Raw genomic sequence first — 19988 nt, 5'->3', positions numbered from 1 at the left:
CTGCCGGCTACCGGCCAGCGCCGGTGGTCCACATCGCAGGTCAGCCGGCCGCAGGGCCCTTCCCGACGTCGACGGAGGTCGACGCGGTCGACGGGTTCGAGCGTAGCGGCGCCGGGTGGCCCACCGCCGCGGTTCGGCCCATGTCGTGTTCCGGTACTCCCGAAGGGTTGATGACCCGTGCCGAGTCGCTATTCCTGGGGCGGCGCCCATCCGTCGATCGTCTGGCTGACCGCGGAGACAGCCCCGGTCCGCGACACCGTCCTCGCCCACCCGGTGTACGCCCGCCTGGTCAGCCCGGACGACGTCACCGCCTTCATGACCAGCCACGTCTTCGCGGTCTGGGACTTCATGTCGCTGCTGAAGTCCCTTCAGCGCACCCTGACCTGCGTCGACGTGCCGTGGACGCCGACCGTCCACCGCGCCTGCCGCCGGCTGATCAACGAGATCGTCCTCGTCGAGGAGAGTGACGAGTACGGCGGCTCCTACATCAGCCACTTCGAGCTCTACCTCGAGGCGATGGAGCAGGCGGGCGCTGACACCGGGCCGATCAGGCGGTTTCTCGACGAGCTCGCCGCGGGCACGCCGGTACCCGCCGCGATCACTCGGGCAGCGGTTCCGGCCCCGGCCGCCGCGTTCGTGCGGGCCACCTGGGACCTGCTCGCCACCGCTGCGCCGCACGCCCTGGCGGCCGCGTTCGCCTTCGGCCGCGAGGACCTGATCCCCGAGATGTTCACCCAGGTCCTGGCCGGCAACGTGGAGATGGCCACCTTCCGCGACTATCTGGCCCGGCACGTCGCCGTCGACGGGGAGCAGCACACCCCGATGGCCATGGAGATGCTCGTCGCGCTGGCCGGCGACGACCCGCGGCGCTGGCGGGAGTGCGCCGATGTGGTGCGGGGCTGCCTCCAGGCCCGCGCCGCGCTGTGGGACGGCATCGCCGCCACGCTCCCCGATCGACAGCCGGTGTCCCGATGATCGTCGCCCTGTTCGTCCTGCTCGGACTCGCCGCCGCCTACGTCGCCTTCGTCTGCGCATCGGTCGCGCTGCCCCGGCGGCTGTGGCTCGCGCTGGGCCCGATGTCGCTGGAGCGGATCCCCGACCGGGCCGCCCGTCGGCATCGCGACCGGGTCCTGTTCACCAGCGACGAGCCCTGCACCTGGTCCCTGCCCAGTCCTGCTCCCGGTGCTGGTTCCGGTCCTCGTCCCGGGCCGCCCCCCGGTCCTCGTCCCGGGCCGCCCCCCGGCCCTGGCCCTGGTCCCGGTGCCGGTCCCGGTGCCGCGCCCGGTGCCGCGCCCGGTGCCGGTCCCGGTGCCGCGCCCGGTGCCGGTGCCGGTACCGCGCCCGGCCCGGTCGCCTGGACGGCGCGGGACATCCAGGCGACCGCCGGCCTGGTCGCGGCCGCGCTGCGCGCGCTCGGTCTGCGGCACGGGCAGCGGGTCGCCATCCTCAAGCGGAACCATCTCGACATCCACCTGCTGCACCTCGGCGTCGTGCGGGCCGGTGGCGTCGCCTGCCCCATGAACGGCGCGTTCGCCGCGGGCAAGGTCGCGCCCTACCTGCTCAACATCGACGCCCGGATCCTGTTCGCGGACGTCCCGACCCTGCTGCGGGTGCTGCGGGAGGGCGGAACGCCCGGCGGCGTCGACGCCGTCGTGCTCGTCGGGCGGGCCGCCGACGTCCCCGCGGCGGACGTGCGGGAACTGACCGCGGCGCTGGGTGGCGTCACGGCAGCCGCCGTCCACTGGATCGAGGATCTGCTCGCCGCGGCCGGCGAGCCCGCCGCCGCGGTCCGCCGCGGTCCCCGGGAGCCGCTCCTGCTGGTGCACACGTCCGGGACGACCGGGTTCCCCAAGGCCGTGATCCTGCGCAACGGTCCACAGTCCCGCGCCGTGCGGGGCTGGCTGTGCTACGTCCACGTCTCGCCGCGGCGCGACCGGGGGTACCTGGCCGTCCCGAACAACCACCAGGCGGTGATCCTCACCTTTAACTCGATGCTGCTGCTGGGGATCCGGGCGCACTGGACCACGGCGACCGGACGCGACTTCGACGCCCCCCGCGTCGTCGAGGAGCTGGCCCGGGAGCGGTACACCGGCTTCTTCGGCTTCCCCATCACCTACACCCAGCTCAAGGAGGTGCCCCTCGCCGCCCATGACCTGCGTGCCATGCGGTTCTGGGCGAGCACCGCCGACGCCGCGCACGAGGAGATGATCCGGCCGTGCGTGCGGGTGGGTGGCACCTTCCGCCGGCTGGGACTGCCCATGCGTGGATCCGTCTACCTCGACGCACAGGGCTCCAGTGAGGTCGGGACACCGTCGGTCCTGCGGTACTACTCGCCCGTCACCCGCCGGTACGACCGCCGGATCGGCCGACGGCACTCGGCTCCCTTCGGGCCGAGGGTGCGCATCGCGCGCGACGGCGTGCCGGTCGGCCGCGGGGAGGTGGGACGGCTGGAGGTACGTGGGAAGACGCTGTTCGAGGCCTACTGGAACAACCACTCCCTCACCTACGAGGCGGTCCGGGACGGCTGGTTCTTCACCGGGGACGTCGCCCGCTGGTCGGGTGGTCACGTCGTCCAGCTCGACCGCGAGGTCGATGTCATCCACACCGGTGACGGCGACGTCTACAGCCTGCCGATCGAGGAGCGTGTCCACCGGCATGCCGCCGTGTTCGACGTCTGCGTCTACGGGGCGCGCCAGCCCGACGGAACGCAGCGGCCCGCCGCGGCGGTGGCCCTGCGGCCCGGCGTCGAGATCGGCGCCGAGCGGCTGCGGGAGGAACTGAACGCGCTGCTCAGCCCGGCGGAGGAGCTGGTCGCGCTGCAGATCATGCCGTGGTCGGAGTTCCCGATCGGTGTCACCGGCAAAACCCTCAAGCGGGAGTTCCGGGACGGGACGGAGCCGTCGCCGGTGCCCGAGGCGAACCGCCCTGTCACCTTGCGGACCTCCCCGCCGCCTCCGCCTCCGCCGTCCCCGCTGGCGACGGCGGTCCCCGCGGCGGGTACGGCCACTGGGACCGCCCGGTCCGAGGTGGCCGTCTCGCCGGCCCAACCCGCCGGCCAGGCCCTCGTCGCCAGCAGGTCGGACTGGTGACCGCGGCGCCGCCCGCCCAGAGCGGGGAGAGGACGGAGGAGCCGCCTGCCGCTGCCAGCGGTCGCGGGGGCCTCGGGGCCCGGGACCGGCACCTGGTGCGGCTCGTGTGCCTGGCGTCGTCCGGGGCCACCGAAGCGCTCGCCGCCAGAGTGCGCGAGGTCCTGGAGCGGGAGGAGATCGGCCTGGGCGATCTGCTGGAGTTCGTGCTGCACTACGCCGTCTACGCGGGCTGGCCGCGCGGATCCGAGCTCGAGGCGATCGTGCGGCTCCAGTGGGCGTCCGTGCACGGCGAAGGCTCGGAGCACCGGGCGACCTGGCCGGCGCTCGAGTCCGACACCCCGCTGAACGAGGAGACCACGCGGGAACGTGTTCGGGCGGGCGAGGAGGCGTTCCGCACGGTGAACCGCGTCGAGGCACCATGCCCGGACAGCCCCTTCGTCGAGGCCGGCATGCTCGCGTTCGTGTTCGGGCACGTGTGGCGCAGACCGGGCCTGACCGTGCGCGAGCGCCGCCTCGTGGCGATCAGTGCCTGCGCGTCCGCGGGCGCGGTCCATCCGCTGCGGCACCACCTGCGCTCAGCCCTCGCCTCCTCGGACCTGTCCACCGCCGACCTGCGGGAGCTGATCGCGGAGATCGACGGCCGTGTACCCGCCATGGCCACGGCCGCTCTGCGGGACGGACTGCGAGACGGGCCGCCGGACAGGCCGCGCGGGCCCGACCACCACTGAGGCCCGGCCACCGCCGAGGCCCGGCCACCACCGACGAAACTCCGCCAGGTCCCTGACCAGAAACCATCTTGAGGAGAGCCCGCCATGCACACCGCGCACACCGCCGCGCAGGGAGACGGTCCGTCGGACACCGAAAGCTACGGTTTCGTCGGCCTCGGGCACCAGGGTGCCCAGATCGTCCAGGCCTGTGTGGCGGGCGGACTGCGGCCGATCGTGTACGACCTGCGAGCCGACCGGGTCGAGCAGGTCCGCTCCGCACGCGTCGAGGTGGCCGGGAGCCTGTCCGACCTCGGCCGCCGGGTCACGATCGCGTCCGTGTGCGTCTTCTCCGACGACGACGTCCGCACGGTGGTCGCCGGGCCCGGCGGCCTGCTGGAGACGATGCCCTGGGGCGGCCTCATCGTCATCCACAGCACCTGCTCGCCCGGGACCTGTGCCGAGCTGGCCGCCCTCGCCCACGAGCGCGGACTCGTGCTGCTCGACGCACCGGTCAGCAACGGAGCGCGCACGGAGTCCGGCCGGGCGCTCGTCGTGCTGGCCGGCGGTGACGAGGAGCAGGTACGCCGGTGCGCCCCGATCTTCGATCTGTTCGCGCACACCGTGCTGCACACCGGCGAGGTGGGCAGCGCCCAGCTCGTGAAGCTGCTGAACAACGCCGTGTTCGTCGTGCACCGGGGCGCGGCGGTCGACGCGCTGCGGGCCGCGCGCGAGCTCGGCCTGGACCCGGACCGGGTGCGCCTCGCCCTGCAGGCGTGCAGCGCCAGCGCCCGGGCGCTGCCCCCCGGCGACCGGCCACTGGGTCTCGCCGGCGGCGGGCCCGACCTGAGCGCGCTCGCCGCGCTGCTCCGCAAGGACCTGTCGCTTCTCGGCTCGGCCCTGGCCGACGTCCGCCAGGACGCCGGCCCGTTGGGCGCGCTCGCCCGGCAGGCCCTCGACGCGCTGCTCGACCCGCTCGCCGCCACGGCTCGCCCCGACCCGTCGTCACGGCTGGCCGTCGCGGAGCTTCCGGGCTGATCACGGACACGGTGGGAGCACCCGGGGAGACCTGGCCGTCGTCCCGGCGATCGCGGCGCGGGCCGGGCACCGGACGTCCGCTTCCGCCCACGCCGGTCAACCGATTTCGCGGATAACCGCGAGATCGCGCGCCGCCCCACGGGCCGGTGGTTTTCCGATACGGACATCCGCAGAACCCGCCAGTAACCGAAACGGAGAACAACACCCCCCGGGCCGCGCCATTCCCTGCAACACAGGCGGTCTGACGAGTTGACAGCTATGCGCACACAGATGAAACTCCTAGTCGAACTGACGGGAGAAAGCCGATTCACGACCGGCTGGGCGGACCTTCGGCGGCAGGCCGGAATGCGGGCCGATTGAGTCCCCCGCCGGTCCACGAACAGGCACCGCAGGAACCATAGTAGGAAGGGTGGACTCGCCCGTGTCGCAATGCGGCGACTGCCAGAACACGGCCCATTTCACCTCGACACCGCCCGGCACCACGCGGAATCGGGGCGGACGACAGCCGGCGGGACGGGCCTTGTTATTCGATTTGCGACGGCGAAAACCGCCAACCCGGGAAAGAAAGGCGACCCGACTGCTGCAGAAGGCCCGGCTCGCGCAGAACACCGGAGACACGAAGCGGGCCGTGGAACTCCAGTCGGCGGCCGCACAGGTTATGGCAGAACTGCACGCGGAATCGCCGGACGACCAGCGGTGCACGCGGATTCTCGGTGGCATCAGCTACGACCTGGCCGGTCTGTGCCACCGGGCCGGTGACGCGCCAGCCGCGATCCGGGCGCTGGACGCCGGCGAGCGGCTCTACGCCGCTCTCGCCGACCGGGCACCGGCAGCAGCCGGCCCGCTCGCCGACGTGCGCGTGCGGCGCGGCCTGATCCACGCCGGGCAGGGGCACGGCGCCTCGGCGCTGGCGGACGTGCAGGCGGTGTTCCACCCATGGTTGCGGCCGGACCGGTCCTGTCGGCGAGGCGGCTCCTGCCAGCTGGAAGGGGCGCGCCCGCCGGACCCGCCCGCCGTGCCCGACGGGCCTGACGGGGCGCGGGTGCTCGCTCTCGCCAGTGACGTGCTCGCGGCGTTCGGGGACCCGGACCTGGCACTGGTGGCGGCCGACCTCGCGATCCGCGCCGGGCTCGGCACGCTCACACCGGGCGGCACCACCGCCCCGGCGATCATCTCCAGTCATCCCGCCCATCCCGACGAGCATCCCGCGCTTTCCGGGCATCCCGGCTATCTCGCGCGCGCCTGCCGGGTGGCGGCGGTCATCAGACAGGCCCGCGGACCCGCCGAAGCCGACCGGGCCGAACGGCTGGCGGCCGCCGCCGCACACCTCGGCGTACCGCCGGCCGTGACCGTGGTGGAGCGTCGGCTCGCGACGCGGAACCCACCAGACCTCACCCTCGGTCTGGCGGGCGCCCTGCGGGCCGCCCGGCGCCATGGCGACCGACAGGCGGCGGACCATCTGCTCGAGACGGTGATCGAGCCCTGGGCCGGCGAGGCCGGTCAACCGGCCTCGCCGGCGCTGGCACCCGCGCGAATGCCCGCACCGACCTGGCACAGCCGGATCACGGCACTCGATCCGGCCGATCCGGCTGGGCCGACCGGGCCGGCGCGAGACGCGAAGGCGGCGGACCACGCCGCCGTGCTGGCCCGGCTGGCGGGCGATGTCCTGCCCGCCGACCCGTCCGCCGGGATGCGGCTGGTGCTGGAGGCCCACTGCCTGCGCACCGCGGCCCCCCGAGCGGGCCTGCGCGGCCTCACCGCGGTGTCGGCGGACTCGGACTGGGCAGGCCTTCTGCTCACCGCGAGCGGCCAGGCCGCCGCCGCGCAGGATCCGGAGCTCGCCGCCGATCTGGCGGTTTGGGCGGCCCGGCCGGCCGCTGCCCGGACAGGGCCCGAGGCCGGTGGCCGGGTCGGGATCGGCGGCCGGGTCGGGGCCGACCGCCGGCCGGAGACCCCCGGCCAGGGCACACCCAGGCACCCGACGCACGCGCCCGCCCGGGCCGAAGCCTGGTGGTCGCTGCCGTGCTGACATCCCGGAACGATCGAACCCATCGAACCCATCGAACCCGTCGGAACCGGTCAGCTCCGCCGACAGCCCTGGAGGACCGATGAAGACAATCGGACGGACACCGGTGGCCGACGGCCCCGGCTTCGCCTTACTCGGCCCGCTCGAGGTCCGCGACGAGCTCGGCCGGCTGGTTCCGGTCTCCGCCCCCAAGCAGCGCGGCGTCCTGGCGGCCCTGCTGGTCGACGCCGGCACCGTCGTGTCAGCCGACCGCCTGGCGGACCTGCTCTGGGACGGGTCGCCCCCGCCGTCCGCGCGCAAGACCCTCGAGAACTACGTCAGCCGGCTGCGCAGGTTACTGGAGCCGTCGTCGGCCGGCCGGATCGTGACCCGCTCCCCGGGGTATCTGCTCGAGCCACGGGACACCGCCGACATCGACCTGGTGGCGCAGGCCGCTCTCACCGCGCGGGCGCAGGACGCCGCGGCGCGCTCGGACTGGGTCCACGCGGCCGCGGACGCGCGTGACGCCCTCGCGCTGTGGCGCGGTGACCCCTTCTGCGACGTGCCGGTGGAGCGCCTGCGGCGCGAGCAGGCGCCGCATCTGGCCGAAGCCCAGCTGCGCCTGCGGGAGCTGGCACTGACCGCCCAGGTGATGACGGGCGACCACCACGGCGCGGTGACGGGCCTGCGACGCCTCGTCGAGGAGACCAGGATCCGGGAGCATCCCTGGGAGATGCTGATCCTTGCCCTGTACCGCTGTGGCCGCAAGGCCGAGGCCTTCGACGCCTACCGCGCGGTCGGGCGCGTCCTGCGGGACGAGCTCGGGGTCGGCCCCGGCCGCGGCCTTCAGCGGCTGCACCGGATCATGCTGGCCGACGACCAGCCCGCCCCGGCCTCCCCCCTCGACCCAGCCGACCTCGAGGGTGCCCACCGGACCGCGGCGCCCGTCGCCACGGTCGCGCGGCGGCGGGCGATGGACGAGCATCCGGCGAGGCCCGTCCGGGCCACGGTGGGAACACCGCAGGAAGCCCCCTTCCGACCGCCGGCGGTCGTGCACCAGTCCCTGGCACTGCGGTACCGGAACCTCCCGGCGCCGCGGGCGGCCACCGACCCCGATCCGTCCCGGGCGCTGCGTCTGCTCAGCGAGTGGAACGGCGCGGACCTGCCGCTGTCGGCGATCTGCGCGATGCTCCGGCGTCCGCGCGGGCTCGTCCGGCGCGACCTGGGCGCCCTCGTCGACCAGCAGCTCGCCGAGTCGCCGGCACCGGACCGATACCGGCTGCCCACGACGGTGCGGGTGTTCGGCCGGACCCTGACCGGCGACGGGAACGACATCGTCCCGGGCCTGGCCCTGCGGCGGCTGGTGGGGTGGTACCTGCGGACCGCGGTGGGGGCCGCCAACCTGATCCACCCGCACGGCCGCCGGCCGGCGGCGTACCCGGCCTCCGACGAGTGCCCACCGGACATCTTCGGCAGCTACCGACAGGCCTCGGTCTGGCTCACCACCGAGCACCCGAACCTCATGACCGCTGTGCGCGCGGCTGCCTCGGCGGGCGAGCACGCCCTCGCGTGGCGCCTGGCGGCCGCGCTGACCGGTTACTTCCACGTGAGCAAACGGTGGGCAGACTGGATCACCTGCGCGCAGATCGGCCTCGCCTCCGCACGGCATCTGAACGACCGGCTCGGCGAGTCCACCCTGCTGATGAGCGCGGGGCTCGCCTACGAGGATCTCCGCATGTCGGGGCGCTCCCTGGACATGTTCGAGCGGGCGCTGGCGATGGGCCAGGTCACGGCGGACCAGTGGAGCGAGGCCGTCAACCTGCTCTGCATCGCCCACGTACACGGGGCGGACCGGACGATGGTCCACCACCAGGGCGCGCTGCGGATCTTCGGCGAGGTGGGGAACCTGTGGGGCTTCGCGCTGACCCAGCTCGAGCTCGGTCGGGCCCACCGCCGGCTGGGCGACCTGGACCAGGCGATCACCTGCCACCGGTCCGGGGCGGACATCCTGGCCGAGCTCGGCGACGACTGGGGGCTCGGCCTGGCACAGCTCGGTCTCGCCGAGGACCATCTCGCCCGCGGCGACCACGCCCAGGCCGCCGCGGTGTGCCGCCAGACGCTGGCGCTGTCCCGCGAGATCCGCGACCGTCACACCACCGCCCGGGCGCTCGCCTTTCTCGGCGAGAGCTATCTGCGGGCGACCGACCAGACCGCGGCGCGGCGTTCCTGGGCCGAGGCACTGCGGATCTTCGAGGATCTCGCCGACCCGCGGGCGACCCAGCTGCGGGTCAGCATCGCGACGCTGGACGCGGTCACGGCACTCGCCTCCTGACCGCGCGCCGCAGGCCGCGCGCCTCCTGACCACGCGCCACAGGCCGCGCGCCGTAGGCTGAGACCGCTCGTTCCCAGCCCAGGCCGCAGACGAGGTGATCGTGTGCTGGTCCGACGTGCCGAGGTCCTCACGGGCTCCGCGGGCGGGCACGGGTTACGTGACGTCCGGATCGACCGCGGATACGTCACCGCGGTCGGGCCGCCGGGCCGGCGCCTGGAGCGCCGCGCCGGCGAGGCCGAGCTCGACGCGGCGGGTGGCGCGCTGCTGCCCGGCCTGCACGACCACCACATCCATCTCATGTCGCTCGCCGCGTCGCTGGCATCCACCCAGCTCGGACCGCCCGCGGTCACCGACCGGCCGGCGTTCGCCCGGACGCTGGCCACGGCCGCCGCGGCCGCCGCGGCGGCCCGGGGCCGGGGCGGTGACGGCTGGGTGCGCGGGATCGGGTACCACCCGTCCGTCGCCGGGGACCTCGACCGCTGGTCACTCGACGCGCTCACCGGCGACGTGCCCACCCGGGTCCAGCACCGCGGCGGCGCGCTGTGGGTGCTCAACTCGGCCGCGCTGCGGGCGGTCGGCCTGGGCTCCGGCTCCTTCTCCTGGTCGCCCGCATCCTCCGGCTCCTGGTCGCCCGCATCCTCCGGGCCCGCGGGATCCTCCGGCTCCTCCAGCCCCGCGAGCTCCTCCGGCGCCGCGGGCGGTGAGGGGGTCGAACGCACCGCCGCCGGAGCGCCGACCGGGCGCCTGTGGCGCCTGGACAGCTGGCTCGCCACCCGGGTACCACGGGTCGCGGCGGACCTCGCGGCGGTCGGCCGGACCGCGCTCGCCGCCGGGGTCACCGGCTTCACCGACGCCACGCCCGAGCGGCGGCCCGCCGACGCCGAGGCGCTCGCCCGGGCCGTCGCCAGCGGCGCCCTTCCACAGCGCCTGGCCCTGATGCTCCCCTCGACCGAGCCAGTGCCACCCGGCCCGCTCGATCCGTCCGGCGTGGGCCCGCACGACGCACGGCTCACCGCCGGACCAGTGAAGATCATCCTGGATGACACCGACCTGCCGAGCCCGGACGCCCTCGCACCGCGGATCCGCGCCGCCCACCGGGCGGGGGCGGCCGTCGCCGTGCACTGCGTGACCCGGGTCCAGCTCGTGGTCGCCCTCGCGGCGATCCAGGAGGCCGGGCCCGATCCCGGCGGCCGCGCCCGGCCCGCCGACCGGATCGAGCACGGCGCGGTGATCCCCCCGGAGCTGGCCGAACTCGTCCGCGCCGCCGGGCTCACCGTCGTCACCCAGCCGAACTTCGTGGCCGAACGCGGCGACGCCTATCTCACGGACGTCGATCCGGAGGACCTTCCCTGGCTCTACCCGTGCCGGTCACTGCTGGCCGCCGGCGTCGCCGTGGCCGCCGGCACCGACGCCCCCTTCGGCCACCCGGACCCGTGGCGGGCCGTGCGGGCGGCCACCCGGCGGCGCACCGCGGCGGGCGCCCTGCTCGGCGGGGACGAGCGGGTCGACGGGCGCACCGCGCTCGACCTTTTCCTAGGGCATCCCGACACCCCCGCCCGGCCCCGCCGGATCCGGCCGGGCCTTCCCGCGGACCTCTGCCTGCTGCGCGGCTCGCTCGACGAGGCCCTCGCCGACCCGGACGCGGCCCGGGTCGCCGCCACCCTCATCGGCGGGACCCTCGCCCACACCGCCGGCTGATCCACACCGCCGGCTGATCCACACCGCCGGCCGACCCATGCCGCCGGCTGATCGATGCCGTGCACGGACCGGCACCGCTCACCGGCCGCCCGGCCAGGCTCAGACCGCGGCGGCGGGTTCCAGAGCATCCATGGACGACGGCGGCGCGCCGGACGACGACCAGGCGGACCACATCCGCGCGTACCGCCCGGACGCGGCCACGAGCTCGTCATGGGTCCCCCGTTCGGCGACCCGGCCCTGTTCGAGCACCAGGACGTCGTCGGCGGCGGCGGCCTGGGTCAGCCGGTGCGCGACGACGATCACGGTCCGGCCGTCGAGCGCGCGCCGCGCGGCCCCCTCCAGCCTCCTCGCACCGGCGCTGCCGGCGTCGGCGGTGGCCTCGTCCAGGACGACGACCGGCGCGTCCACCAGCAGCAGGCGGGCCAACGCGAGCTCCTGTGCCTGCGTCGGGGTGAGGCGGTGGCCGCCCCGGCCCACCACGGTCCGCTCGGCGGAGGGCAACGCGGCGACCCAGGACAGCGCGCCCGCGCGCTCCAGCGCCTGGTCGACCTCCGCGTCCGAGGCGTCGGGCCGGGCGAGGCGAAGGTCGTCGATCAGCGGGCCCGCGAAGACGTGGACCTCCTGGGTCACCAGCGCCACCGTGTCACGCAGCTGCTCCGGCCCGAGCTCACCGACGGGCACGCCACCGAGGCGCACCTCGCCCGCCGCCGGTGGATGCAGCCCAGAGATGATCTTGACCAGGGTCGTCTTGCCGGCCCCGCTGGCGCCCACGACCGCCGTCCACGTGCCGGGACGGACGGCGAGGTCGACGCCGTGGAGGATCTCGCGGCCCTCGTCGTAGGCGAAGTCCACGCCGTGGACGTCCACGGACGGCTCGCCGAGGGCGGCCCGCTCCCGCGGCGGCGGCGGGGCTACCCGGGCCACGCCGACGAGGCGAGCCAGCGCGGCGCCGGCCTCCTGGGTCGTGTCGATCATCATCAGGATCATGTTGACCGGTTCGAACAGGCGGCTGAAGTAGAGCGCCGCCGCGGTCGCCGCGCCGACCGACACAGCGCCGTCGCGTACCAGGTAGAAGCCCGCGACGAGGACGACGCCCACACCGATCGCCTCGGACAGGTGCATGCGCCCCCAGAAGCGGGTCCGGAAGTGGATCGCCCGGTAGGCGACCTCCACCGCCTCTTCGGAGCGACGCGCGGATCGGCGGAGGTGGTCGGGGCCGAGCCGGAACGCCCGCACGGTGTCGACGCCACCGACCGAGTCCAGCAGCTGCTGGGCCCGCGCGCCCTCGGCGATCCGCTGGGCCGCGAAGACCGGTCCTGACCGGCGCAGGTACCACCGCAACGCGTAGATGTCGGTCGGCAGGGCGAGCAGCGCGACGACGGCGAACCTCCAGTCGATGACAGCCAGGCCGACGGCGGTCATCCAGACCAGGAAGACCGACATCGCCAGGGTCGGCACGGTGGAGCGGATCGCGGCGGTCACGACCTCGACGTCGCCGCTGATCCGGGCGACCAGGTCCCCCGAGCCCCCGCGTTCGACCTCGCCGGCGGGCAGCCGCAGGGCCCGCTCCAGGACGTCCTCCCGCAGCGACGCGAGGACGGGCTCCCCGACGAGCGCGATGAGCGTCCTGGTCAGGGCCTGCAGGACGCCGGCGGCGATCGTCACGAACACGAGCACCTGCACGGGCCAGACCACGGCGCCGCGGTCACCGTCGATCGCTGCGTCGACGACCCAGCCGAGGGCTCGTGGCGTGACGAGCTGGAGCGCGGTCCCCGCCGACAGCACCAGGACCGTGAGCACCGCGAGCGCCCAGCGCGGCCGTAGCAGCCGCACCGCGTACCGCCACGTCTCGCCCGCGGTGGCGGTGGGGAGAAGGCCGTCGTCCGATAAGTGTGTCTGCACGTGTTCTCCTGCTCTCCTCGTCCGGGGACCATTCCTGAGGGCGGTCAAGCGAGGACCAGCTCGCGGTAGCGCCCGTCGCTGCGGACGAGCTCCTCGTGGGTTCCCTCGGCCGTGATCGCGCCGCCGTCGAGGAGCACGACCCGGTCGCAGGACGCCAGCACGGCGGGGCTCGCCGTCACGCACACCGTGCTCAGACCGGTGCGCAGGTCCCGCAGCCCACCGGCGATCCGCCGCTCCGTCAGCGAGTCGACCGCGGTCGTGGGCTCGTGCAGCACGAGCACGGGGGCGGCGGTGGCAAGGGCACGGGCCAGGGCGACCCGCTGCCGCTGGCCGCCGGACAGGGACGCCCCGCCGGAGCGCAGCCGGGTCTGCAGCCCGTCGGCGAGAGCCTCCCGCAGATCGTCGACGCCGGCCGCCGTCACCACCGGGTCCAGGTCGGCCGCCGGGGCCGCCGACCGGATGTTGTCGAGCACGGTCCCGTCGAACAGGACGGCGTCGTGCGGGGCGACGACGACCGACCGGCGGCTCGCGTCGGGGTGCAGCCCCGTGACGGGCGTCCCGTCGAGCAGCACGGATCCGGCCACCGGGTCGGTGTCCCGGGCGAGGACGGACAGCACCGCCGCGGCCTCGCCCGGGTCGGCCGCGACCAGGCCCAGGAACTCCCCGGCGCGGACCTCCAGGTCGAGCTCGCGGACGCTGCCCACGGTGATCCCGGCCAGCCGAAGACGCGCCTCGCTCCGCCCGGGGCCGTCCGGCGACCCGGCGCCCTTCGCCGGCCGCGGACGTCCCTGCTGGTCGCCGGCGCCGTCGCTTTCGCCGTGGCCCTCGCTTTTGCCATGACCCTCGCTTTCGCCGTGGCCGTGACTTTTGCCGTGGCCGTGGCCGTGGCCGTCGGGCGTCGCGTGCTCGGGGCCGTCGACCGCCCAGGGGGCGTTCAGGACCGTGGCGATGCGACCAGCCGAGGCAACCGCCTGTGCCCGCTGGGCGCCGAAGCTGGTGATCCGATTGAGCGGGTCGATCAGGAACTGGGCCAGGCCGAGCGCGGTGATCAGTGCTCCGATGCTGATCGAACCGTCGGCGGCGAGCCGACCGGCCACCAGCGTGACGGCCGCGAGCAGGCCGCCCGCCAGCACCACCGCCAGTGCCCGGACCATCGACTCCACCGCCGCCGCCCGCAGGGTGGCACCCAACGCGCGGCGGCTTGCCGCCCGGTAGCGCCCGACCGCGGCGCGTTCGCCGCCGAAGCCCTGGAGGACGCGCAGACCGGCGATCAGGTCGGCCGCCATGCCGGTCGCGGCCGCCATGGTCGCGCGCTCGGTGCCGCTGCGCCGTTCCAGCGGCCGCCCGAGCAGGTGGGTGATCACCATGAGGAGCACGGTTCCGGCGACGACGAGGCCGGTCAGCGGCAGGGAGAACCGGGCCAGGGAGACCACGGCGACGCCGACCCCGGCCACTCCGGACACGGCCATCGCCAGCGCGTAGTTCAGCATGCCGACCTTGAGGGTGTCGCCGGTCGCCAGGGCGACGAGCTGCCCGGGAAGCTGGTCGGCCTCGGCACCGCCGCGCGGGTCGAGGACGCGGCCGGCCACCAGCATCCGCAGGTCGTGACCGGCGCCCTGGACGGCGCGCAGGTTCGCGCGGAAACCCCAGCGCATCGCGCAGGTCAGCGCCACGAACAGCCCGAGCAGCACGGCGAGCCAGCGCAGCATCGACGCGCCGTCCCCGGTGGAGATCGCTCGGTCGACCGTGAGACCGATGGTGACCGGCACGAGGGCCTCGGCGACCTGGTGGCAGGACAGGAAGAACGACGACGCGCCCACCTGGCGCAGCTGGCCCTGGCGGGCCAGGCGCAGCACCGAAGCGGCGGTGTGGGTCGTGGTGGTCGCAGTGCCGCCGCTAGCGCCGCCGGCGGGGGTGGCGCCGGCAGGCGCGACGGGGTCGGTCATGACGCTCAAGGCGCGCTCCCCGTCCCGGCGCGGGGCCTCGCCGGCCGACCGACCACACGTTCAGACAGGATCACGGCTCTCCTCGGGGTCGGGTGCTCGCGAGCAGGAAGGGGTCACAGGCCGCGGGGGTGGGGGTGTCGCGGGGCGCGGAAGGTCCCCGGGCTGGATTCGAACAGTCGCCCAAAGCGACCGCGGCTGCGTAGTGTCACTTTTACGCGCCATCGCAATGGCCGTCGCGGCACATTCGGCCAGAAAACACGCCCGAGCGGCCAACGGTGCCGTCAAGGTCGTGCCGTACCGCCGGGAGCGCCGTGCGCCGCTACTCGCCGCGCTACCCGGGGCAGCCCGCCGCCACGGCCCGCCGCTACCGCCGCTACCCGGCTGCGGGCGGCGCGCTACCGGCCCCGGCGATCCTCACCTGGCATCAGGCCCGGCGGGCGCCGAACGCCGCGGCCCCGACGATCCGCGCCCTGGAAAGGCTGGCCGCCATGCCGATCGACGCGTCGCAGTACGCCGGTGTACCCGCCGCCGACTACCTGCTGGAACTCGTGGACCTCTTCGACAACTCGAACATCGGCATCGGGGTCACCGACGCCGGCGGGGCCGTCAGGCGGGCGAACCCCGCGCTTCGCCGCCTCGCCGGCTGGCCCGCGGTGGGCCAGGTCGAGCCGTCCGCGCGGGCGCTGCTGGGTGAGCAGACGTGGGCGCGGGTGACCGCCGCCGCGCTCGACGGGCGCGCGCTGCACAACCTGCCGGCCACCTTCCACCGCGCGGACGGGTCGACGGCCGACGCCCTGCTCGACGTCAACGGGGAGGCGGACGGCGCGGCCCTGCGCCTCGTCGCCCGGCCCGTGTTCCGGGGCTCGCTCCCGGGCCCGGACGGGACAGCCGAGACGGATGTGCGGGACTGGCTCGGCCAGTGCGACCGGACCGACGGCGCGCCGCTCGTCGAAGGGCTCGACGAGGCCGGGGTCACCGCGCTGACGAAGGAGCTCGAGGACCTCTTCGAGCTGCTGCCCGTACCCCTGCACGGCATGGCCCGCACCGCCGAGGTGAAGCGGACCAACCAGATCCATCTCGAGTTCCTCGGCTGCGCCGACGAGCCCACCAGGTTCGTCGGCCAGAACCTGCTGGCCATCTTCGCCGTGGAGGCGGACCTGGTCGCGCTCGGCGCGAGCCTGACCGGCGCCGGCGCGATCCTCAACTTCCCGACCACGATCCGCCGTCTCGACGGCTCCGAGCTGCCCATGCGGGTCTACTCGAGCGCGGTGACGCGCGGCGACGATTTCGTCGGCACCCGCTGCTACCTCTTCTTCGACGACGCCGCGGACGCTCCCGGCGGACTCACCCCGGCCTCGGCCTGACAGATCGGACGCACGGTGAGTGACGGGCCGGCGGCGTATCGTCGAGGTCGATGCCGGCTCTGCCTTCTCCCATGYTCGCCACCGCCGGGAAGCTGCCTCGCGGGGCAGAGTGGGCCTACGAGATCAAATGGGACGGGGTCCGGATCCTCGCCTCGGTGGCGGGCGGCCGGGTCCGCGCCCGCGGCCGGTCGGAGCGGGACGTCCTGACCGCCTACCCCGAGCTGGCAGCGCTCGCGGCCGACCTCGGGCCCACCGACGCCATCCTCGACGGGGAGATCGTCGCCTTCGGGCCCGACGGCGTGCCCGACTTCGGGCGGCTCGCGCACCGCATCCACATCGCCGACCCGCACCGCGCGCGCCGGGCGGCGGCAGCCGTACCCGTCCGCTACCTGGTGTTCGACCTGCTCGCGCTGGCCGGGCGCGAGACGGTCGATCTCCCCTACGACACCCGGCGGGCGATGCTGGCGGAGCTGCCCGGGATCGACGTGCCGGAGTCCTTCCCCGGTGGGCCCGCGGGCGCCGCCGCGCGCGAGTCGGTGGACATCGGCGATTCAGCGGACGTCGGAGAGTCGGTGGACGTCGGAGAGTCGGTCCTGCGGGCGAGCGCCGCGGCGGGCCTGGAGGGGGTGGTCGCCAAGCGCCGGGCGTCCGTCTACCAGCCCGGGCGGCGCAGCGCCGACTGGATCAAGGTGAAGAACGTGCGGCGACAGAGCGTGGTGGTCGGCGGCTGGGAGCCCGGCCTGGGCCGTCGCTCGGCGCGGATCGGCGCGCTGCTGGTCGGCGTGTCCACCCCCACAGGGCCGCGCTACGCGGGCCAGGTCGGCACCGGCTTCTCGGAGGCAACCCTGGAACGGCTCGCGGAGCTGCTCGCGCCGCTGCGCACCGACCGCCCGGCCTTCCCCGACGTCGGCCCCGAGCAGGCCCGCACCGTGGTCTGGGTCCGTCCCGAGCTCGTCGCCGAGGTCGAGTTCACCGCGTGGACGGCGGACGGCCGCCTGCGCCACCCGTCCTTCAAGGGCCTTCGCGACGACCTGAGCCCGCTCGACACCGCCCGCGACGAGTAGCTGGTCACGGTGCCCGCCAGAACGACATCCGGCGGCAACGGACGGGGCCGAGGCCCCGCCGTGCCGCCGGATCATCCGCGTCGTGGGTCGGCGCGGTCTGCCGTCCAGTCAGATCACGTGCCGTCCGGGTCGTCGAACGGGCCGTCCGGGCCGTAGGAGGCGACCTCGGTGTAGATGACCGCCCGCATCGCCGGGTCCTGCAGCGGGCGCAGCGGTGAGGTGGCCGGCTTGTGCTCCGCCCCGCTCTCCCAGGCGGCGAACTCGGCCATGCCGGTCCACTCGCTGACCACGGCGAAGCGGGACGGCTCCGCCGCCGAGCGCAGCAGCCGGTTGCCGAGCAGGCCGGGCGTGCCCACGAGCTTGGAGCTGATCTCGTGGTAGGCCCGCTCGACCGCGCCGGGGTCGTCGGCCGGGTCGACCGCCCACAGCATCACCCGGACCCGGCCGCCGGCCGCGCCGGTGGTCATGCGGACGCCGCGCCGACCAGGTGGGTGAGCACCGTGCCGGTCACCATCGACCCGCTGGCGCGCAGCGGGTGCAGGATCTTGCGGTGCTCCAGGTGGCCCGGGCTCTGCTCGAACGCGCGGAACTGGGCCTCGTCCACCCAGTCGCTGATGATGAAGTAGGTGCTCGCCTCGTCCTCGGAGCGGATCAGCCACTGGCCGAGGTTGGCCGGGTGGCTGGTCACGCCGTCCCCGATGCGCAGCCAGGTCTGCTCGAACTCCTGCTCACGGCCGGGGTGGATGTGCATGGTGAGCATGATGCGGAACGGCTGCGGGTGACCCATCAGATTCCTCCGTCGACCGTGAAGGTGGCGCCGTTGACGTAGCTGGACACGTCGCTGGCCAGGAACAGCACGACCGCCGCGACCTCGTGCGCCTCACCGAGCCGGCCGAGCGGGATCCGGTTGGTGTAGGCGGTGCGGGCGGCCTCGGGCATGCCGGCGGCCTGGTCGGTCTCGATGACGCCCGGCGAGACCAGGTTGACCCGGATGCCCTTCGATCCGAGCTCCTTGGACAGCGAGCGGGTGAGGCCGATCAGACCGGTCTTCGCCGCGGTGTAGTGGGCGCGCAGCGGCACGCCGACCACACCGGCGCCGGAGCCGATGTTGATGACGGTGCCGGAGTCGCCGAGCAGCTCCAGCGCGCCCTGGGTGACCAGGTGCGTCGCGGTGAGGTTGGTGGACAGCACCTGCGTCCACGCCTCCAGCGGCAGCTGCGCGTACGGGACGTGGCTGATCGTGCCGACGCTGTTCACGACGATGTCGAGACCGCCGAGGTGGGCACCGGTGGCCGCGATGAGCTCGGTGATCTGCGCGGGGTCGGCGACGTCGGCCTGCACCAGCAGATGCTCGTTGCCGGTGGCCTTGAGCTCGCGGCGCAGGCTCTCCGCCTCCTCGGTCTCCCGCTGGTGGCCGACGACGACGGTGGCGCCGGCCTGGGCGAGCCCGAGCACGACGGACCGGCCGATCCCGCGCGTGCCGCCGGTGACCAGGGCACGCTTGCCGGCCAGGTCTGGGAACATCGATGGTCCTCTCTACCGCCGAAGCGGATGACTCTGATGATTCGGATGAAGCGGGCCCGGCCAGGCTGAGCCCGGTCGGACCGAGCCCGGTCAGGCCGGGTCGACGGCCCGGAGCACCAGCGAGCTGTTGAAGCCGCCGTAGCCGCGCGCGTTGACCAGCGCGACCCGGACCCGGCCCTCCCGCGGCGTCCGGACCAGGTCCAGGCCGTGGGCGGGGTTCGGTTCGTCCAGGTTGCCGACCGCGGGGATCACGCCGTCCCGGATGGCCAGCAGGGCGGTCGCCGCCGCCACCGCCGACCCGCCGGCGCACAGGCGTCCGATGAGGCCCTGCGGCGCGGTGACGGGCACCGCGCCGGCGCCGAACACCGAGCGGATCGCCTCCGCCTCCAGCGCGTCGAGGTCCGCGGAGCCGGCGCCGTCGGCGAAGACGACGTCGACGTCGACCGGTGCCAGGTTCGCGTCGGCGAGCGCCCGGCGCATCGCCGCGGCGAGCCAGCGGGCGTCGCCCGGGGCCTGCTCGTGGTGGGCACCGTCATGGGTGGCCGCGTAGCCGGCGATCTCGCCGTACACCCGGGCACCACGGCGGGCCGCGGTCGCCGGGTCCTCGACGAGCAGCGTCGCGCCGCCCTCGCCGGGCAGGTAGCCGTTCGCGCGGACGTCGAAGGGCTTGTACCCGTCCGCCGCCTCGGTCGCGGTGCTGACCCGGCCGCTGCTGAGGTGGCAGGTGAGCGCGTACGGCGTCAGCCCGGCCTCGGCCCCGCCGGCGAGCACGGTCGGTGTGCCACGCCGGATGGTGCGCCGGGCCTGCGCGAGGCTGTCCAGCCCACCGGCGGTGTCACTGACCAGCACACCGGACGGACCCTTGAGCCCGTGCCGGATGGAGGTCTGACCGGTGGTCGCCGCGTAGAACCAGGCGATCGACTGGTACACGCTGACGGCGGTACGCCCCCGCGACCACAGCCGGGACAGCTCACGCTGCCCGAAGTCGTTGCCGCCCGAGCCGGCACCGAACACGACCGACGTCTCGTAGGGGTCGTGGTCGGCCGGGTCGTAGCCGGCATCGGCCATCGCCAGCCGGGACGCGGCCATGCCCAGCCAGGTCCATCGGTCGGTCTGGACGATGTACCGGTTGTCGATGAAGGCGTCGGCGGCGAAGCCCGGCACCTCACCGGCGAGCCGGGCATCGTAGCGGCTGGCGTCGAACCGGGTGATCGGTGCGACGCGCAGCTCGCCGCGCAGCGTCGAGGCCCAGTGCTCCTCGGTCCCCAGCCCGCTCGGCGCGATGACACCGAGCCCGGTGATGACCGGGCGCACCACCGGAT

The 19988-nt window shown here is 74.7% G+C and carries 15 protein-coding genes; 9 read left to right on the top strand and 6 right to left on the bottom strand.

Features of this window, described 5'->3' with window-relative positions:
* Positions 1-216 precede the first annotated feature (216 nt).
* From CcI49_RS28160 to CcI49_RS28130, 7 genes are all read left to right on the top strand, one after another.
* Positions 217-975 (top strand): DUF3050 domain-containing protein, encoded by a 759-nt coding sequence (locus tag CcI49_RS28160; RefSeq protein WP_347280145.1) that lies wholly within the window; start codon positions 217-219, stop codon positions 973-975.
* Positions 972-3089 carry a class I adenylate-forming enzyme family protein gene (locus tag CcI49_RS28155; RefSeq protein WP_083749756.1) on the top strand — a complete coding sequence of 706 codons (2118 nt, stop codon included), beginning with the start codon at positions 972-974 and terminating at the stop codon, positions 3087-3089. Before CcI49_RS28160 ends, CcI49_RS28155 begins: the two co-directional genes overlap by 4 nt.
* Positions 3086-3817: a carboxymuconolactone decarboxylase family protein gene (locus CcI49_RS28150; protein WP_076831019.1), complete on the top strand. Its 732-nt coding sequence runs from the start codon at positions 3086-3088 to the stop codon at positions 3815-3817. Before CcI49_RS28155 ends, CcI49_RS28150 begins: the two co-directional genes overlap by 4 nt.
* An 84-nt stretch (positions 3818-3901) precedes the next feature.
* On the top strand, positions 3902-4831 hold the full coding sequence (locus CcI49_RS28145; protein ID WP_054567163.1) for an NAD(P)-dependent oxidoreductase: 930 nt from the start codon (positions 3902-3904) through the stop codon (positions 4829-4831).
* 628 nt (positions 4832-5459) lie between these two features.
* Positions 5460-6860, top strand: coding sequence for a hypothetical protein (locus tag CcI49_RS28140; protein ID WP_076831016.1), 1401 nt, complete (start codon positions 5460-5462; stop codon positions 6858-6860).
* 79 nt (positions 6861-6939) lie between these two features.
* Entirely contained in the window at positions 6940-9168 is a 2229-nt protein-coding gene (locus CcI49_RS28135) for a BTAD domain-containing putative transcriptional regulator (protein ID WP_076831013.1), read from the top strand.
* A 102-nt stretch (positions 9169-9270) separates the two neighbouring features.
* On the top strand, positions 9271-10866 hold the full coding sequence (locus CcI49_RS28130; RefSeq protein WP_116437520.1) for an amidohydrolase family protein: 1596 nt from the start codon (positions 9271-9273) through the stop codon (positions 10864-10866).
* 99 nt (positions 10867-10965) lie between these two features.
* Here CcI49_RS28130 and CcI49_RS28125 read toward each other — a convergent pair whose 3' ends face one another.
* Positions 10966-12768: an ABC transporter ATP-binding protein gene (locus CcI49_RS28125; protein ID WP_076831006.1), complete on the bottom strand. Its 1803-nt coding sequence runs from the start codon at positions 12766-12768 to the stop codon at positions 10966-10968.
* 44 nt (positions 12769-12812) lie between these two features.
* Positions 12813-14714, bottom strand: coding sequence for an ABC transporter ATP-binding protein (locus CcI49_RS28120; protein ID WP_076831003.1), 1902 nt, complete (start codon positions 14712-14714; stop codon positions 12813-12815).
* A gap of 311 nt (positions 14715-15025) precedes the next feature.
* Here CcI49_RS28120 and CcI49_RS28115 point away from each other — a divergent pair, with 311 nt between their 5' ends.
* Positions 15026-16078, top strand: a complete 1053-nt coding sequence (locus CcI49_RS28115; RefSeq protein ID WP_235497956.1) for a PAS domain-containing protein — start codon at positions 15026-15028, stop codon at positions 16076-16078.
* A 71-nt stretch (positions 16079-16149) separates the two neighbouring features.
* On the top strand, positions 16150-17142 hold the full coding sequence (gene ligD / locus CcI49_RS28110; protein ID WP_241840271.1) for a non-homologous end-joining DNA ligase: 993 nt from the start codon (positions 16150-16152) through the stop codon (positions 17140-17142).
* A 113-nt stretch (positions 17143-17255) separates the two neighbouring features.
* Here ligD and CcI49_RS28105 read toward each other — a convergent pair whose 3' ends face one another.
* The 4 genes from CcI49_RS28105 to CcI49_RS28090 all read right to left on the bottom strand — a co-directional run bounded on the left by CcI49_RS28105 (position 17256) and on the right by CcI49_RS28090 (position 19983).
* A complete protein-coding gene (locus CcI49_RS28105; RefSeq protein WP_054567157.1) occupies positions 17256-17609 on the bottom strand; it encodes an antibiotic biosynthesis monooxygenase in 354 nt (117 codons plus the stop codon).
* A complete protein-coding gene (locus tag CcI49_RS28100) occupies positions 17606-17929 on the bottom strand; it encodes an antibiotic biosynthesis monooxygenase family protein (RefSeq protein ID WP_006538104.1) in 324 nt (107 codons plus the stop codon). The genes CcI49_RS28105 and CcI49_RS28100 overlap by 4 nt, the downstream gene beginning before the upstream one ends.
* Complete coding sequence (gene fabG / locus CcI49_RS28095; protein WP_006538103.1) at positions 17929-18666, bottom strand: 3-oxoacyl-ACP reductase FabG; 738 nt, start codon at positions 18664-18666, stop codon at positions 17929-17931. Before fabG ends, CcI49_RS28100 begins: the two co-directional genes overlap by 1 nt.
* 90 nt (positions 18667-18756) lie before the next feature.
* A complete protein-coding gene (locus CcI49_RS28090; RefSeq protein ID WP_198955648.1) occupies positions 18757-19983 on the bottom strand; it encodes a beta-ketoacyl synthase N-terminal-like domain-containing protein in 1227 nt (408 codons plus the stop codon).
* Positions 19984-19988 lie beyond the last annotated feature (5 nt).

The organism is Frankia sp. CcI49 (genome assembly GCF_001983215.1).
GTDB classification, from domain to species: domain Bacteria; phylum Actinomycetota; class Actinomycetes; order Frankiales; family Frankiaceae; genus Parafrankia; species Parafrankia irregularis.
The sequence above is the reverse complement of the archived record's forward strand: the minus strand, read 5'-3'. Positions and strand labels throughout refer to the sequence as shown.